This is a genomic window from Deltaproteobacteria bacterium PRO3 (assembly GCA_030263375.1).
Lineage (GTDB): Bacteria > UBA10199 > UBA10199 > DSSB01 > DSSB01 > DSSB01.
Genome location: SZOV01000006.1, coordinates 15,191 through 29,962, shown reverse-complemented (window position 1 = coordinate 29,962; position 14,772 = coordinate 15,191). Strand labels below are relative to the sequence as shown.

Genomic DNA, 14,772 nt, shown 5'->3' with positions numbered 1-14,772 from the left:
TAAGCGATCTCGACGCGGAGGTTTTGTTATGGGCATTCTCTCCTGGATCGTCTTCGGCCTGATCGCCGGCGCCATCGCCAAATTCCTGATGCCGGGCGACGACCCCGGCGGCTGCATCATGACCATCCTGCTGGGCGTGGCCGGCGCGGTGATCGGCGGCTTCATCGCCTCCACCCTGGGGATAGGCGGCGGGGTCACCAACTTCGACCTGCGCAGCTTCCTCGTCGCGGTGGGCGGAGCCATGGTCCTGTTGCTGGGCTACCGGCTACTGCGCGGGCGGAGATAGGAAGACGGAGCAAATCCCACCGCCGCCATTTCCTCGCCCAAAGATTTCTCCTAAAATAGATTTAACATCCGGCCCCACCGGCCAAGTCATTAATTTATCACGCATTTTTCCGAAGGGCTCGGATGTTATCCCGCGAATGCCAGGGCATTCCGAAGGAATCTTTATGAAATTATTGTATTTTTTGGTGATGTTCGCGACGGGGCTGTTAGCCCTCCCCGCCCAAGCCACCACCCCCCTCGAGCGCCTCAACCAAGAGCTGCAAAGCCAGTCCCAGTCCGTCGAGACCTTGGCGACTAGCTCGGACGAGCTGCGCCAGGCCGCCTTGGAGGCCGCCGCCTACCCGAACGTCCTTTGGGAAATGGACCGCCAGCAAAAGCGCTCCAGCGAGCAGTTCCAGCGACTGATCGCCCCCTACCCCCGCAAGACCCAAGAAAAGATCTACGACCTCGTGCGCTACCCGAACCTCGTCGAAGATTTGGTGGAAGGCGGTCCCAAGTCGAAAGACCAAATCAAGGCAATGACCCGCCAACTCCCCAAGGGCATACAAGACGCGGCCAAAGAATTGGGCACTAAGGAATACGCCCTGCTCCGCGACATCCGCAATCTCAACCTCCAATCCGACCGCGATCTCGAAAACTCCCTGCAAGATATCCCGGAGTCGAGCCGCCAGGCCTACCGCAAGCTCTTGGGCCACCCCGAGATCCTCCGCGCCCTCTCCGACGACCGCGATCTGACCTTGGCCATGGGAGACGCCTACCGCGCCAATCCCACTCAAGCGAAGGTCAAGCTCGACGAGTTCAGCACCCAAGTCGCGCGGCAGCAAGAAGAGGCGCTGAGCGACTATCGCCAGACGCTCGCGAATGACCCCAAGGCCCGCGAGGACCTGAAAAAGTCCGCCAAGGCCTTCGCCAAGGAGAACGGTTACGACGACTACGACGATTATTATCCTCCGCCGCAAACGTCCTCGAGCCAGACGGTGGTGAACATCAATATCAATCCCTACCCCTACTGGTTCGGCTATCCCTATTGGTACAGCGTGCCGGTTTGGCGGCCTTATCCGCTCTGGTATTGGACGGGCTTCTGGGGCTGGGACAGCGGCTTCTATGTGTGGGGATTCCCCTCCTACTATTACACGTCTTGGTTCTACGGCTACCCGCGCCACTTCTACCGCTATCCATATCTGTCGAGCTGTTATGGCAATTACTATTACCGCTGGCGCGGGAATCCCTACTATTACAACGGCTTCTATCGGGGCGTGAACGGCTGGTACAACCGCTACGGGTACCGCGCGCCGATCACCCTGTATCGCGGCGACTCGGGCAGCGCGCAGCGCTGGCGCGATTACGGAGAGCGACAGGAAGTGCAACGCCGCCGTTACACGCCCACCTCGGCCGGCTACCAACCTTACTGGCGGGACAAGCCGGACCGCGACGGCAAGGGTAAACCCGACTTCGTGAAAGGCGCGCCGCGAGGCAAGCCTGGCGGAGACGACGCGACGCCCGCTTCGGGCCGCTATCGGGGCCGCTTCCAAGACGGCGCGGCGCCGGGCCAAGGCAGTTCCACCGAGGCGAATCGCCGCGGCGGGCGCCCCAAGATCGACCGCGGCGGCTCCGATCCGAGCGGTTTCCAGCCGGGCGAAGCTCGGGAAAATCCCCGCGGCCGTCCCAACGTCAACGCCCGGAGCCGCGACAATCTACCCGCCGACAAAGCGTCTCCTGGTTCGTCCGGCGTCTCGAATCGCTCCGGCTTCGCGCCGCCGGCGAATCGCGCCCCGGAACGCGGCGGCGGATCCTACGGCTTTCGCGACTCCGACAACAGTTCCTCCTTCGGCTCGGGACGCAGCCGCTCCTCCTGGGGCGGAGGCTCTCCTTCGGGCTTCCGGGAGCGCAGCTCTTTCGGCGGCTCATTCGGAGGAGGCTCCGGTAGATCGCGATCCCCGTCCTTCCATGGCGGAGGCGGCGGCCGGGGCCGGCGGTAAGCAGGTCCTAGGCCCCTCTCAGAGTCTTTGCGTCGTCGTCTTTCCAATTTACTTTGCCGCGCGATTACGGAACAATCCGGGCCGCCCCTAAATCACCCATAAAGGAGCCGCCCATGTCCCCACAGGTTCGCAGCCTCTCCCTTGCGCTCTTCCTCTTTTGGTGTACGGTCGCCTGCAGCAACGGCGGCAATCAAGCGCCGATCGCCGATGCCGGAGAAGATCAGGTGGTCTTCGTGGGCGAGACGGTTCAACTCGACGGGAGCGGGTCGAGCGATCCGGAGGGCGACGCCTTGGCGCCGCTCTGGGAATTCGAGACGATGCCCACGGCGAGCCAGGCCAGCCACGCTGCGCCTAAGGAATTCCGCAGCAGCTTCACTCCCGACGTGCCGGGCCTTTATCGGGCCCGTCTCGTCGTCGACGACGGCAACCCGGTCCAGGAGGCCTCCCAGGCCGACACCGTCGAGATCCAGGCCTTGGTCCCGCTGCCCTTTCAGGGCATCGCGATGGACTACGATCCCGAGGCCCGCTGCAGCGACGACAATTGGACGACCAACACGCCGGTGGCCTGCTCGCCGCAGCTTTCCTTCACCTGTCCCGCCCCGCCGCCGGGGGATCCCTTCCAGAATTTGAGCGGCTGTCCCGACCGCTGCCAGAGCTGCTTCGATCAGGACCTCGCCGCCTTGAAGAGCAATCTTCAGGTCGGCACGATCACGGTCTACCAGCCCAACTATTACATCCTTAAGGCCGCGCAGGCCCAGGGACTGAAGGTCTTGTTGGGGCTCTTCAACGACTCGGTCTTGGCCCTCACGAAAACGAACGACGGAAAGACGGACTGCACCTTCGCCGGTTTTCCGGCGCTTTGCGGGGACGGCGTGGTGGCCAGCTTGGTCGACGGGGCCTGCGGCGCGACGACGCCTTGGGCGCCGCAGACCTTCTGCACGGCGGGGACCTACATTCCCGCCTTGAAGCCGTTTTTCGACGATGGAACCGTGGTCGGAGTGCAGCTGGGCAACGAAATATTATCCTCGCCGGTCAACGGCGCGACGCTGACGCCCGCGCAGGTTCAGGCCGCCGCGACGACCTTGCGCAACGGACTCAACCAGCGGGGCTATACGGGGATTCCGGTGATCGTCTCGTCGGTGGCGGGACTGGAAAAGGACCTCTGTACGAACGGGGCGCCCTTACCGAACATCGACGGCATCGCCTCGCATCCCTACTGCAACAACGTTGCGAGCGTCCCGCCGACTTGGCCCTTCGAATCGGGGAACACCCCGGCGCAAGCGGCGAAGGCCTGCGCCGACCAGGTGCTGTCGATCTTTCAAGAGGTGGCGGTTACGCCCTGCGGGGCGGACCACGTCTTCATCGGCGAGACCGGCTATAACACCGGTTGTCCCGGGGGTTCCGACGAGGCCAATCACCTCGCCGTGGCCGAGAGCTTCTTCCCCGAGATGGTGTCGCTGGCCTGCCAAAATAACATTCCCTTGTTTTTCTTCGATTACGTCGACGCCTGCCCCGCCGGAGGCTGCCTGCCGGGCTGCTCCGGCGAGACCAACGTCGGCAACGGATATTTCGGCATCTATCATACGGAAAACTACCTGACGAAGGGCGACCTGGTGCTGAAATACCCGGCGGTCCCGGATCTGAGCTGCCCGTAGGAAGACGGAAGTTCGATTTTCGAAATAGGAAATACCTTATGACCTCTATTTTTCGAGACGGTATTCCAATTGATAATCCCAAACTGCTTTTGAATTTAGAAATGAGTCAAACTGATTTCTGTACTCAGCTAGGTTTGGTAAAAGGACCCCCTGGGTTGATATTTGAACATCTCTTTAATTGTAAATTTCTCTCCGGCATAGAATCTTCCTGTAGAGTTCATTTCGTTGAAGGAAAACTCAAAAAAGTTACGCTTACTAGTGATCAGGCTGGATTTTATCATGAGGTCCACAAAAAATTGTCGGCCGCCCTCGGTAAACCGAAACGAGTTTCCGAAGGCAGACATCCTGACTGGCCGGAACTGACTTGGGACCTTGAGACTATGATAGCCGAGCTAGGGCCTTGGGAGTATTGGGGCTGCATGTTGTATAGTTTGTCTTTTGAGAGAAAATGAGAGGTTTGACCCCATGACTCAGACGATAACTCTTCCTTTCCCGGATCGCTTGCTGGACATCCTCAATTCCGCCTCGCTTGCCCTGATGCTCTCAGTGGGCCACCGCGCGAGGCTCTTCGACGTCATGGCCGAAATGGATTGGGCGACCAGCGAGGAGATCGCCCGTCGCGCCGAAAAGAACGAACGCTACGTCCGCGAATGGCTCGGCGCGATGACGGTCGGCCGCATCGTCGAGTACGACCCCGCCTCCCGGCGCTACCGCCTTCCTCCGGAACACGCCGCGGCCCTAATCCGCAAGGCGGCGCCCAACAACATGGCCCCCTTCTTTCAATACATCCCGATGATGGGCTCGGTGGAAGACCGCATCCTCGACTGCTTCGACAAGGGCGGCGGCGTCCCCTACGACGCCTTCGCCCGCTTCCACGACGTGATGGCCGAGGACAGCGAGCAGACTGTCGTGAGCGCCATCGAAGATCATGTCCTGCCCCTGGTGCCCGAGCTGGCCGCCCGCCTGCGCGACGGCATCGACGCGCTGGACGTCGGCTGCGGCCGCGGCCGCGCCCTGCTGCGCCTGGCCGAGCTTTTTCCCAAGAGCCGCTTCACGGGCTACGACCTCTCCGAGACCGCCGTCTCAAGGGCGCGCGAGGAAGCCGCACAACGAGGATTGAAAAACCTGTGTTTCGCCGCCAAGGACCTCACCGAATGGCGCGAAGGGCCCAACTACGATTTCATCACCGCGCTCGACGCGATTCACGACCAAAAGGCCCCCGACCGGGTCTTGAGCGCCATCCATTCCGCCCTGCGGCCCGGCGGGATCTTCCTGATGCAGGACATCCGCGCCTCCAGCCGCCTCGAGAACAATCTCGACCACCCCAGCGCGCCCTTCCTCTACACGGTCTCCTGCCTGCACTGCATGACCGTCTCGCTGGCCCAGGGCGGCGCGGGCCTCGGCGCGGTCTGGGGCGAGGAGAAGGCCCGCGAGATGCTGGCCGCCGCCGGATTCAGCGACGTGCAGGTGCACAACCTGGCGCACGACTTTCAAAATTCCTTTTTCGTGATGAGGAAGCGCTAGGGATTTTCGTCTTTCCGGAACAGCTTCATCAGGTGCTCCTGGAAGGCGGGGTCCAGCTTCGGGGCCGGCAGCCCGCGGCCGGCCTCTCGGGTGCGGCGGTAGGCCTCGATGAAGCGCATGCAGGGCGGGCACAAGCGGAAATGCCTCAGCATCCGCTTTTCGGTCTTGGCGTCCAGGTTCTTCTCGAGGAAATCGTAGGCGAGGGCCTCGATCTCCTCGCAGGTGGGCATGCGCAGGGCCCGATCGATCCAACGGCTGAGCTTGCTCTTAATCGACATACTTCTCCTCAAGCTTCTTGCGCAAAAACATCCGCGCCCGGTGTACCCGCACCTTCATCACGCCTTTGTCTAGGCCGAGAATCGCGCAAACTTCGTTCTCGGAAAGTTCCTCGACGTCTTTAAGGACATAAGGCGCCCGGTAATCTTCGGGCAGGAGGCCGATGCACTCTTTGAGATAGGCGCGCGCCTCGCTTTCTAAAAGCGCCGCCTCCGGCAGCCGGTGCCAATCGCGATTGGGATCGACGGCAACGCCGTCCTCATAGCGGGGCAGCACCTCTTCCCACGAAACCGTCGCCTCGCCGCGCTTGGAGCGGATCCGCATCAGGGCCTCGTTGACCGTCACGCGGTAAATCCAGGTGGAGAACTTGGCCTCGCCCTTGAACGTGTCGATCTTCTCGAGCACCTTGCGAAACACCTCCTGTAAGACCTCGCGCGCTTCCTCCTCGTGCCGCAGGAAGCGATACGCGACCCCGTAGAGCTTTTGGGAATAATCGGCGATCAAGGCGCGAAAGGCCGATTCTTCGCGGCGAACCAAGCCCAGGACGAAGTCTTCTTCGGCTTTGGATGCGGAGTCAGGAGAAAGATTACCGGAGCCCGCAAATATTTTTCCCGGCTCGGCCATGCCGCCTTCGATTATACTCCGCCCTTCGGATTAGCCCAGCAATATGATTGGGTTTATCGGTTATTTCTCTCCCGCCGTTACTTTTCCGCGCGCGCCACATCCTAAGCCCAAACGCGTCAACCGCCTTCACGGGAGAGAACATGAAACGCCGCAACCTGCTTTGGAAATCCGTCTTCGTCGCCGCCCTGCTCGCCGCCCTCGTCTTCAGCGATTGGCTCGTCTTGGGCTACCGGGCCTTGGGCTATCCGGTGACCGCTCCCGGGCAGGCCTGCAACATCGTGGTTCGGAACGATTATGCCTACGTCGCTCTGGCCGAGAGAGGAATCGGCATCTATGAGCTCGAATCGGGACGACTCGTCGGAACGCTGTCTCCGGCGGAGGCGGGTGGCAGCGTCGACGATCTCGACGTCTCGGGCGGCCTGCTGTTCGCATTGGACGCCCGAATCCCCGGCGCGCTCACGGTTTATTCGCTTGGCGATCCGAAGAAACCACGCCAGGTCGCGGGCCCGGTACCGGTCGAGGTCGGCCCCTTTTCGGGAGTCTCGGCCGCGGCCGGACGGGTGATCGTCTCCGGCGGCACCTCGCGCCTGACGCTGCGCCACTATGACCCGCAAGGAAACCTCTCGACGGAATTCACGGCGACGGACTTGGGCCGCGGCCAGCCCGACGTGCTCCTGCGTCCGGATGGGCGCGCGGCCGCCGTCTCGACGCATTTCACCGGGCCGGAATTCGGATTGACCACGCTCGATCTCCGCGGAACCGAACCGCGGCTCGCCGGCACCCTGCCCCTACCCGAGGCCGGATTCACCGAAGGCGGCAGCAAGCCGGCGAATTTCCCTATCGAAGGGGCCTGGGCCGGCAAATCGCTCCTGCTCGCGCAAGGGGATACGCTGGCCGTCGTCGACCTCTCCGACCTGTCGCGCCCGAATCTGCAGCGCCGCCTGGACCTCGGCGTCCATCCGGTGAACGTCGACGTTGCGGAAGACCTCGTCGCGGCCGTCGGCTCCTTTCCCCGCGAGCTCCTGGTGCTTTTCGAACTGGGCGAGGACGGCACGCCGCGGCGGATGCGCCGCCTTTCGCTCCCGGAGGGATCCAGGCCCACGGGCGTCGCGATCGGCTCCGATCGCGTCGCGGTGGCGACCCAAGAAGGCGGAGTCTTGTTTTTTCAACGCTAACCTAAAGGAGGAACCATGTTTCCCATCATCACCCAAATCCTGAAACCCATCGCCCTGATCGGCCTCATCGGCCTGGCCGCCTGCCAAAGCGCGGGAGGCGTCACCGTCGGCAATGCCGATCCGCAGATGGCGGAGTACGAGGTGACGCTGCGCAGCACCTGGACCCAGTCCAACCATCCCTTCGAGTATCCGGAGGCGGGCGTCCTGACCGGGCCCCACTTCTCGGGCTTGATCGGCGCCACGCACGACGGCCAATACGAGATCTTCGCGGAAGGAAAAACGCCCACTCCCGGCCTGGAGCGTCTGAGCGAGGAAGGCAAGCACGACCCTCTCAATCGGGAGATCCAGGCGGCGATCGCGGCCGGAAACGTGGGCGCGCTCTTCGAGACCGATCCCCTGCGGGACTTTTCGCAAGGCGTGAGCGCCCGTTTCCGCATCGACGAGCGCCACCCACAGGTCTCGGCAGTGGCGATGATCGCCCCGAGCCCCGACTGGTTTGCCGGCGTCCGCAATCTCAACCTCATGGAAAACGGGCAATGGGTGCGGAGCAGGACGGTGACGCTCTACGGCTACGACTCGGGCGGCGACACGGGCGCGACCTACAAGGCGCCCGACATGGATGCTAATCCCAAGCAGGCAACGCGACTCGCCAAAGACCCGCACTTCGTCAAGAACGGGCAGTTGATCCCGGTGGGGACGCTGACCTTCACCAAACTGTAAGAACGGGGCGCAAAAGGCGGCGGGGTCTTGCGAAGGACCCCGCCGTTTTTTCAATTTTCAAGGGAGGAATTGCGATGGAAGCCTTGCGCAAAAACTTGATCGCCCTGCTGAGCCTGGTCGTCGCCGTCGGGGCCTTGAGCTACGGCGCCTATCGCAACGAGCAAAGCGAGCGGAACCGGAACATCCGCGTCGCTTGCTTCGAGGTGCTGAAAAATTTGGGCGAGCTGCAGACTCTCGTTCATTACGCGCACTACGACAAGGACCCGAAAGCCGGAAACCCGATCGGCGGGTGGGGCCGAGTGTTGCTGATCCAGGATTTGGCGATGGTGCTTCCCGAACCGATGCCAAGCAGCACGCAGCGGCTCTTCCAGGCCTGGCAGAGAAATTTCGACGGGATCGGCGAGGAAGAGGCGCCGACGGAGCGGATCCTGGCGGGGATTCGCGAGGCTCGGGGCGCGACCTTGGAGGTGCTGAGGGGGCTGCGCTAAAAACTCCATGGACAAAGAAATCTACGTCCACGGCCTAAGGCAGTAAATCAAGGCGCGTTGGCCTGCATGGTCTCCAGCTCTTCGGCACAGCGGGCCTGGCTGGAGTAGATCAGGTACTCGCTCTTCGGGCCGACCTTGCAGGAATAAAAATCGGCCTTGCCCGTAAAGGATCCCGTATCTCCCGTCCCATGATGCTTGCAGGAGGCCCCGGTCAGGGTTTTGGCGGTGACGGGGGCGCACTTGGCCTTTTCGGGACGAAGCCAGTCGAAGCCGTATTTACCCGCCAGCTCGCCGGGGGCTGCCGTTGCGGCAAGGGCCAGGGGAGTGAATGCGAAGAAAGATAGGGCACTGGTGGTGATGAGTCTTTTTATATGTAATTTCATAAAGTTATAATTTGCTCCGTCTTCCTTTTTTTCCTTTTTTTACTTCCGGCCAACGGGAATCCCCCTGAATCTCCAGAGGACCAGGGCAAGGGCAAATAGCATAGCGACCGAGGCCCCCGAGGGGAAACGCGCCTCTCCTGTGCCCAATTGGCAACCTCCGCCTTCGATCAAGGCGCCGCCCCCCGAGGCAAGGACCGTGAAAGCGACAGAGCTGGTATTGTTGCTGGGATCGGGATCCAGTGCCGTCGAAGCGGCCGTCGCCGTGTTCACATAATCGCCGGGCGTAGCGCTACTGGCCTCAATAAGGATCACAACGGCGTCGCCGCCGGCGACAGTGCCCAGATCACAGGCGAGGGTCTGACCGGTAACCAAACAAGTCCCTTGGTCGGGAGCCGCGGAGATAAAATTCACCCCTGCGGGAAGCGTATCTTCCAAGGTGACAAGATCCGCGGCCGTGGGGCCGTTGTTGGTGACTGTGACGGTAAAGGTGATGGTCTCGTTGACCTCCACCGGAGTGGCAGCCACGGTCTTGAGCACCGCCAGATCCGCGATCTGGGCCTCGTAGGCACCGATATCGCACCGGATGCCTTGGGGCCGGGTCACACCCCGCTGGTCGTCGGAGGCGCAGTTGGGAAAACCGGATCCCGCCGCTCCCGGATTGCCGGCATCCATGGCCGCAGAGCCCAGCAGCAGCGCATGGGTTTGGGTCGGCCCTCCGTTGGCGGCCAGAGGCCCCAACATTGGGTCGGTGTTTTGCAAACCGTTGTTAGTGAAATTGCAGTCGGTCTCGCTTTCCAAATTAAAGCCGTCATCGACAAGGCTGTTGCCGTCGCAATTGACGCCCGCTCCGTCGGTTCCTACCTGATTATTGGCGACAATATTGTTAGCAAGATTGACCGAAAAGAGGGGCCCGTTCCCCTCCGTAAAGAAATTCGGCACATGGATGCCGCCGCCGTCGCCTCCCTGGCCGACCGAATTGGGCCCCACGCCGCCGATTCCGGTTTGGTTTAACACAATGGTATTATTGTTGAGCAGAACGGACCCGTCATCGCTTTCGTCCGCGGAAACATAGACTCCGCCGCCACCGCCGCCGCTGCCGCCGAAGACTCCGGCACCGCCTCCGTTGCCGGTGGTATTGCCGGAAACCGTGTTGTTTTCCAGAAGGGCGAAAATGTTGCTGAGCCCGGCCGGGGCGAGGCTGGCTCGCGGAATTCGCACTTCAAAGTATATCCCGCCGCCAAGCCCGCCCGTCCCGCCGATGGTGCTGCCGGCGAAGCCGCCGTTGCCGGTGTTGTTTCCGCTGATCGTGGAATGGGTGATTTGCACATCGGAACCGCCGGAGACAAATAGGCCTCCGCCGTGACCGCCCGCTCCTCCGGAGGTGTTGACCGCGTCTCCACCGTTGCCGGTGGTATTGCCGCTGACGGTGGAGCGGCTGACGAGCAAGGCGGTCCCGTTAAAATCATCGTAGGCGATGCCGCCGCCACGGCCTCCCGGTCCGCCAGCTGTATTGCCTAGGGCCCCGTTGCCGGTGCCGTTATTGCGGACCACGCTTTCTTCGACCGTCAATTCGCTGACCGCGAAAATGCCGCCGCCATAACCACCGCTATTCCCGGCCGTGGGGGTGGTGTTGGGAACGACCGCGTTTCCGGTTCGGTTGCCCTCGATGAGGGTGCGAAATACCCGCAGAGAAACGGACTGCAAGGCGGAGGGACCCGCTTGATAAATACCGCCGCCAAAACCTCCAGTGGCCGTGAAAGAGTTGGCGGAAGAAGTGCCGTTGCCGGCGGCATTGTCGGCCACGCGGCTATTGGTGATTTCCAGGCTATTGTCGAACCCTATCCTGATGCCGCCGCCGTTAGGATCGGCGGTGGTGGTATTGTCGGGGGCAAGTCCGTTGACGATATTCAAGGCGTCCAACGTGACAAACGTTGTGTTGGGCGACATCGAATCGACGACGTCAAAGACCCGATCGCGGGGACTGAGTCCGGCGGCGTCGATGGTGGTGGCGAGGGGATCGTTGGGGTCGGCCCCCTGGATGGCCATATCGACCAAGATATCCAAGTCGCCGCTGGTGTTGTCGTCGTTGGGGCTGCCTGAGACGGTCAAGGTGTAATTGCCCGCGGGGAGGACCACTGTATCGTTGACACCAAAACCGTCTCCGCTGCTGTTGGCGCAGCCCCCTTGCAAGGCTCCGTTGTTTAGGGAGGAGATGGCGTCTCGCAGACTGCAATTGGCACCGTCGTCGGCGTCGGCCGTCGTGCCGACTTGGATCGTGACCGCCAAGGCCGAGGATGAGAGGAGAAGGAAAGACAGGGCAAATATAGAAATTTTCGCTTGAAGTTTCACGGAACCTCCCGCTTTGGAATGATGAGGGCTAAGGGACGATGAGCCCATGAGACCAGAGAATGGGGAAAATGCCTAGCGGAAAGAAGGAACCCAAAAGTCTCAAGACGAGGAGATCACGCCGGGGAGCTCGTCGTAGCCTCGGCCCCTGAATTCCAGAAAACAAAAACCGTTGCCGAAGGGGTCTGCCAGGTTGGCGATGCGGCCCCAAGGCTGCGACCGAATGCTCCCTTCCAAGCGACCCCCCGCGACTTGGGCTCGGGCAACGGCGAGTTCCAAATCTTGAACGGCGAAATCCAGAGAGCCGCGGCGAGGAAGAAAGCCTCTCCCTTTCCAATGGCAACGAAGGCCACGATCGACGGGGAAGAGTCAATGAATGAAGGAGATGCCATAGGGCGGAGACCTCGCCCTCCTTCCTAACATAGTTCGAAATCTGCGGAGAGCCGAAATATTTTGCCTCCGTTCCGTCGCGGCGGTATGTATGCGGGCAGGAGGTGCTCATGAGAAAAATTCTTTATTTGCTGTTGGTGGTGATGACGGTTTCGGTGAGTCCCTTGGTCCGGGCGCAAACCGAGCGCGACATCAGCGGAACCTATTGGGTGCAGGGCACCAATCCGGGCGGGAAAGGCGCTTATCAAGGCATCGCCACGGTCGTAAAAACAGGCGATGCCTACCGCGTGCACTGGGAGGTCGGCACGGTTTATCAGGGCGTCGGCAAGCTGAAGGGGAATACCTTCCAAGTGGAATGGGGCACCTCAAAAGAAAACGTCGGCACGGTGACCTACCAGCTGCAACCCGACGGCTCCTTGAAGGGCACGTGGTACGTCGCAAAAAACCCGGGATCGCTGGGGACGGAGACCTTGTCTCCGAAAAGGAAGTAACGAAAAGTAAAATCGGATGCAACGACGGGGACTCCCGTCTATTCAGTCAGCTTTTCGCTCGGCGCGGCGTATTTTGAGGGCGGTGGCTCCCAGGGGCGAGCGAAGTCGAGTCGAGGAAGGCAAGTCATTTCGGGGACTTTTCGTGGGAGCGTGAACTTTGGGCTTGGCACGCATCTTGGAACTCCCCCTTTCCATGGGCAGCCCCACCGAAATCAAGCTCCATTTCTCGGTCGCGCCGAGGCGCAGCACCGGCTTCATCACCGATGGAAAATTCCTGAAATTCAGCTCCCCCTACCCGCAAAGCGGCACCAAGCTTTACGGGGGCGAGCTTTCCATCGATTTCCGAGAGACCTCGAAGAACGCCCAAGGTCGTCCCAAGCTGCGACGCTTCGGCGAATTGGCTCTCATGTATTATTACGGCAGGTCCGACGACCACTTCGACGAAAGCGACCTGCCCTTGGGCGACAATCCGCTGGCGGGATTGATCCGTTTCAGCGCGACCCGCGACTCGCGAAGCCATTTTTTAATGGCCGAGTGGCGCTTCCCGCTTTTCGAGCCGGTGTACCGCTCCAAGCACCTGCGCCTCGTCCAGCCCCAGTATGGCCTGGGGGTGGGCGGGCTTTTCATCCACACCCACGTCACCCAGGACAGCCAATCGACGGTCGCGGAAAAGTGGCCGGCCTTCATCACCGGCTCGACCCAGCTTCGGGTCGCGGAAGTGTCGATCGGACCGCTCGACCTTTCCTTCGAGGCCTCCGTTCGGATGCTCGCCGGCCAGACCTACGGCATCATGGGGGAGACGGCATTTCGCCTCACCTACCGTCGCTGAGCGACCTCCCGCCCAACACAACATTTTCTCCGCCAATCCGATCGACCAAGGGAAAGAAGGACAGCATGGGGGACACATTCTTAGAGCCTGGCTTGATGGCGGCCGGCGGTTGCGCCACCGGATTCTTCTGGAGCGCGGTGGCCGGGGACGCCAAGCTCGACACGGCGAAGGGCTGGGGCAGGGCCCTGATGGGCTGCGCGGCCGGCGCCGTCAACGCCTTCACGATTTACACGGTCACCGACCATTTCGCCCGAGACCGCGACCTCGCCCGGGGCTTGACCTTGGGTTGGTTCGGCGCCCAATCAGGGGCCGGCCTGGCCAATTGGCTGGGCCGCCGCTACCAGTGGGAGGAAAAACCGCTCTTCAACGCCGTCGCCTTTCCCCTCAATTACGCCGCGACGCCGCTCATCTCGACCGCGGGACTATTGTGGGGAGGGGTCATCGGCGAGGCGGCGAGCGGCTTTAAAGCCGAGGTCGGCTTTTACGGCGGGATGCTGGTGTTCAACCACAAGCTCTGCATCTTCAACGCTGCCAAGGCTGGTAATTCCGGCGCCATCGGACACTGCTTCACAGCCAAGTCCCCCGGAGACACCCCCCAACACGAAAAGGCGCACATGGTTCAGACCGCCATCATGGGCGACGCCGGCACCTTGGCCTTGATCGGCAGCGACTTCATGACCCGCCTCTTCACCTTGCGTTGGAAGACCCTGGGGCAGAGCCCCGGCTACCTCACCCTCGAACCCTGGGCGGAGGATTACGCGGCCGGATACAAGGGCCCCAAGGTTAGCCCGGCCTTCGTGGTGCCCCCGGCCAAGATCAAGTGAAGGAAGTGAAAGGATATCACCATTGGGGGCGGTGGTGGCGGCGGGGGCTCGATAGGCGCGCAACAGCCCGGCTCAGCGCAAATTTCTTCGGGGCCGCAATTTTCCGAAGACTCGCATTCGGGGGGAGGCAAGCCGCTGGGGCAGATGATCTCGCAAGGCGGACATTCGCATTCCGGATCCTCGGGAGGGCACTCGCACTCGCAGGGAAGAGGCGGGGGCGGCATGCAACAACCTTCCAAGCAAGGCCCGAGGCCCGCGGCGAAACACTCGTCGTCCGCTCCGCAATGAGGAAAAGGGGTATTGCAGGTACCGGCGGGACAACCGCCGCTGGGACTTTCGACGTCGCCGATCACGCAGGCTCCGTCGCAGCAAGCGAGGAAAAGACCCAAAAATTGAAGTTCTTGATAATCCTCAGGACATTGCAGGCTGAGCGCGGCTTCGCAGGATTCGTTGCTCGTGCAGGGCCCGAGCTCACAATCGATCTTCCCATCCAAGGGCTGAAAGCTTTCGCAGACCTCTCCGATACCGTCTCCGTCAACATCCAGTTGGCTGGGATTGAAGTCTTGGGGGCAATTGTCCTTGGCGTCTTCGAAGCCGTCCCCATCTGCATCGGCGACCGGCGGCGGGGATTTTCTTCCGCATGCGCCGCCCGAGCCGGACACCATCGGGCCATTGGCCCCCTGGAGGGACTCGACGAAAATTCCAGGGAATATCAAGGCAACTAGCAAGAGACCGGCCGCCACGTGCAATTTTCTTATTGGCATACCCCCGCACTCCGAAGAA

At 61.7% G+C, this 14,772-nt stretch carries 16 protein-coding genes; 11 read left to right on the top strand and 5 right to left on the bottom strand.

Going from position 1 to position 14,772, the window contains the following annotated elements; all coding sequences use genetic code 11:
- Positions 1–28: 28 nt before the first annotated feature.
- The 5 genes from FBR05_02215 (at position 29) to FBR05_02195 (ending at position 5,443) form a co-directional block, all read left to right on the top strand.
- Positions 29–286, top strand: coding sequence for a GlsB/YeaQ/YmgE family stress response membrane protein (locus FBR05_02215; GenBank protein MDL1870999.1), 258 nt, complete (start codon positions 29–31; stop codon positions 284–286).
- Positions 287–449: 163 nt separating this feature from the next.
- Positions 450–2,264, top strand: coding sequence for a hypothetical protein (locus FBR05_02210; GenBank protein ID MDL1870998.1), 1,815 nt, complete (start codon positions 450–452; stop codon positions 2,262–2,264).
- A 113-nt stretch (positions 2,265–2,377) separates the two neighbouring features.
- Positions 2,378–3,919, top strand: a complete 1,542-nt coding sequence (locus FBR05_02205) for a hypothetical protein (GenBank protein MDL1870997.1) — start codon at positions 2,378–2,380, stop codon at positions 3,917–3,919.
- A gap of 38 nt (positions 3,920–3,957) precedes the next feature.
- Positions 3,958–4,371: a hypothetical protein gene (locus tag FBR05_02200; protein ID MDL1870996.1), complete on the top strand. Its 414-nt coding sequence runs from the start codon at positions 3,958–3,960 to the stop codon at positions 4,369–4,371.
- 13 nt (positions 4,372–4,384) lie between these two features.
- On the top strand, positions 4,385–5,443 hold the full coding sequence (locus tag FBR05_02195) for a class I SAM-dependent methyltransferase (GenBank protein ID MDL1870995.1): 1,059 nt from the start codon (positions 4,385–4,387) through the stop codon (positions 5,441–5,443).
- Here FBR05_02195 and FBR05_02190 read toward each other — a convergent pair.
- Both FBR05_02190 and FBR05_02185 read right to left on the bottom strand, forming a co-directional pair.
- Positions 5,440–5,721, bottom strand: coding sequence for a zf-HC2 domain-containing protein (locus tag FBR05_02190; protein MDL1870994.1), 282 nt, complete (start codon positions 5,719–5,721; stop codon positions 5,440–5,442). The genes FBR05_02195 and FBR05_02190 overlap by 4 nt on opposite strands.
- A complete protein-coding gene (locus tag FBR05_02185; GenBank protein MDL1870993.1) occupies positions 5,711–6,343 on the bottom strand; it encodes a sigma-70 family RNA polymerase sigma factor in 633 nt (210 codons plus the stop codon). Before FBR05_02185 ends, FBR05_02190 begins: the two co-directional genes overlap by 11 nt.
- Before the next feature lie 140 nt (positions 6,344–6,483).
- Here FBR05_02185 and FBR05_02180 point away from each other — a divergent pair, with 140 nt between their 5' ends.
- The 3 genes from FBR05_02180 (at position 6,484) to FBR05_02170 (ending at position 8,726) form a co-directional block, all read left to right on the top strand.
- Complete coding sequence (locus FBR05_02180) at positions 6,484–7,518, top strand: hypothetical protein (protein ID MDL1870992.1); 1,035 nt, start codon at positions 6,484–6,486, stop codon at positions 7,516–7,518.
- Between the two features lie 15 nt (positions 7,519–7,533).
- The gene (locus tag FBR05_02175; protein ID MDL1870991.1) at positions 7,534–8,238 is read left to right on the top strand and encodes a hypothetical protein; all 705 of its coding nucleotides are present in this window, start codon (positions 7,534–7,536) and stop codon (positions 8,236–8,238) included.
- A gap of 74 nt (positions 8,239–8,312) precedes the next feature.
- Positions 8,313–8,726 carry a hypothetical protein gene (locus FBR05_02170; GenBank protein MDL1870990.1) on the top strand — a complete coding sequence of 138 codons (414 nt, stop codon included), beginning with the start codon at positions 8,313–8,315 and terminating at the stop codon, positions 8,724–8,726.
- 47 nt (positions 8,727–8,773) lie between these two features.
- Here FBR05_02170 and FBR05_02165 read toward each other — a convergent pair whose 3' ends face one another.
- Entirely contained in the window at positions 8,774–9,109 is a 336-nt protein-coding gene (locus FBR05_02165) for a hypothetical protein (GenBank protein ID MDL1870989.1), read from the bottom strand.
- Between the two features lie 39 nt (positions 9,110–9,148).
- On the bottom strand, positions 9,149–11,506 hold the full coding sequence (locus FBR05_02160; protein MDL1870988.1) for a DUF11 domain-containing protein: 2,358 nt from the start codon (positions 11,504–11,506) through the stop codon (positions 9,149–9,151).
- Between the two features lie 449 nt (positions 11,507–11,955).
- Here FBR05_02160 and FBR05_02155 point away from each other — a divergent pair, with 449 nt between their 5' ends.
- The 3 genes from FBR05_02155 to FBR05_02145 all read left to right on the top strand — a co-directional run bounded on the left by FBR05_02155 (position 11,956) and on the right by FBR05_02145 (position 13,989).
- On the top strand, positions 11,956–12,336 hold the full coding sequence (locus FBR05_02155) for a hypothetical protein (GenBank protein ID MDL1870987.1): 381 nt from the start codon (positions 11,956–11,958) through the stop codon (positions 12,334–12,336).
- Between the two features lie 163 nt (positions 12,337–12,499).
- On the top strand, positions 12,500–13,165 hold the full coding sequence (locus tag FBR05_02150) for a hypothetical protein (protein MDL1870986.1): 666 nt from the start codon (positions 12,500–12,502) through the stop codon (positions 13,163–13,165).
- Between the two features lie 65 nt (positions 13,166–13,230).
- Entirely contained in the window at positions 13,231–13,989 is a 759-nt protein-coding gene (locus FBR05_02145) for a hypothetical protein (GenBank protein ID MDL1870985.1), read from the top strand.
- Here the strand turns inward: FBR05_02145 and FBR05_02140 are convergent.
- Positions 13,920–14,753, bottom strand: a complete 834-nt coding sequence (locus tag FBR05_02140; GenBank protein ID MDL1870984.1) for a hypothetical protein — start codon at positions 14,751–14,753, stop codon at positions 13,920–13,922. The genes FBR05_02145 and FBR05_02140 overlap by 70 nt on opposite strands.
- Positions 14,754–14,772 lie beyond the last annotated feature (19 nt).

What these genes read in the sequence shown, in the direction of transcription:
- FBR05_02200 (MDL1870996.1), top strand. Translation starts at nt 3,958, where the DNA reads ATGACCTCTATTTTTCGAGACGGTATTCCAATTGATAATCCCAAACTG.
- FBR05_02205 (MDL1870997.1), top strand. Translation starts at nt 2,378, where the DNA reads ATGTCCCCACAGGTTCGCAGCCTCTCCCTTGCGCTCTTCCTCTTTTGG.
- FBR05_02155 (MDL1870987.1), top strand. Translation starts at nt 11,956, where the DNA reads ATGAGAAAAATTCTTTATTTGCTGTTGGTGGTGATGACGGTTTCGGTG.
- FBR05_02165 (MDL1870989.1), bottom strand. Translation starts at nt 9,109, where the DNA reads ATGAAATTACATATAAAAAGACTCATCACCACCAGTGCCCTATCTTTC.
- FBR05_02180 (MDL1870992.1), top strand. Translation starts at nt 6,484, where the DNA reads ATGAAACGCCGCAACCTGCTTTGGAAATCCGTCTTCGTCGCCGCCCTG.
- FBR05_02210 (MDL1870998.1), top strand. Translation starts at nt 450, where the DNA reads ATGAAATTATTGTATTTTTTGGTGATGTTCGCGACGGGGCTGTTAGCC.
- FBR05_02160 (MDL1870988.1), bottom strand. Translation starts at nt 11,506, where the DNA reads ATGGGCTCATCGTCCCTTAGCCCTCATCATTCCAAAGCGGGAGGTTCC.
- FBR05_02185 (MDL1870993.1), bottom strand. Translation starts at nt 6,343, where the DNA reads ATGGCCGAGCCGGGAAAAATATTTGCGGGCTCCGGTAATCTTTCTCCT.
- FBR05_02145 (MDL1870985.1), top strand. Translation starts at nt 13,231, where the DNA reads ATGGGGGACACATTCTTAGAGCCTGGCTTGATGGCGGCCGGCGGTTGC.
- FBR05_02215 (MDL1870999.1), top strand. Translation starts at nt 29, where the DNA reads ATGGGCATTCTCTCCTGGATCGTCTTCGGCCTGATCGCCGGCGCCATC.
- FBR05_02170 (MDL1870990.1), top strand. Translation starts at nt 8,313, where the DNA reads ATGGAAGCCTTGCGCAAAAACTTGATCGCCCTGCTGAGCCTGGTCGTC.
- FBR05_02140 (MDL1870984.1), bottom strand. Translation starts at nt 14,753, where the DNA reads ATGCCAATAAGAAAATTGCACGTGGCGGCCGGTCTCTTGCTAGTTGCC.
- FBR05_02190 (MDL1870994.1), bottom strand. Translation starts at nt 5,721, where the DNA reads ATGTCGATTAAGAGCAAGCTCAGCCGTTGGATCGATCGGGCCCTGCGC.
- FBR05_02195 (MDL1870995.1), top strand. Translation starts at nt 4,385, where the DNA reads ATGACTCAGACGATAACTCTTCCTTTCCCGGATCGCTTGCTGGACATC.
- FBR05_02175 (MDL1870991.1), top strand. Translation starts at nt 7,534, where the DNA reads ATGTTTCCCATCATCACCCAAATCCTGAAACCCATCGCCCTGATCGGC.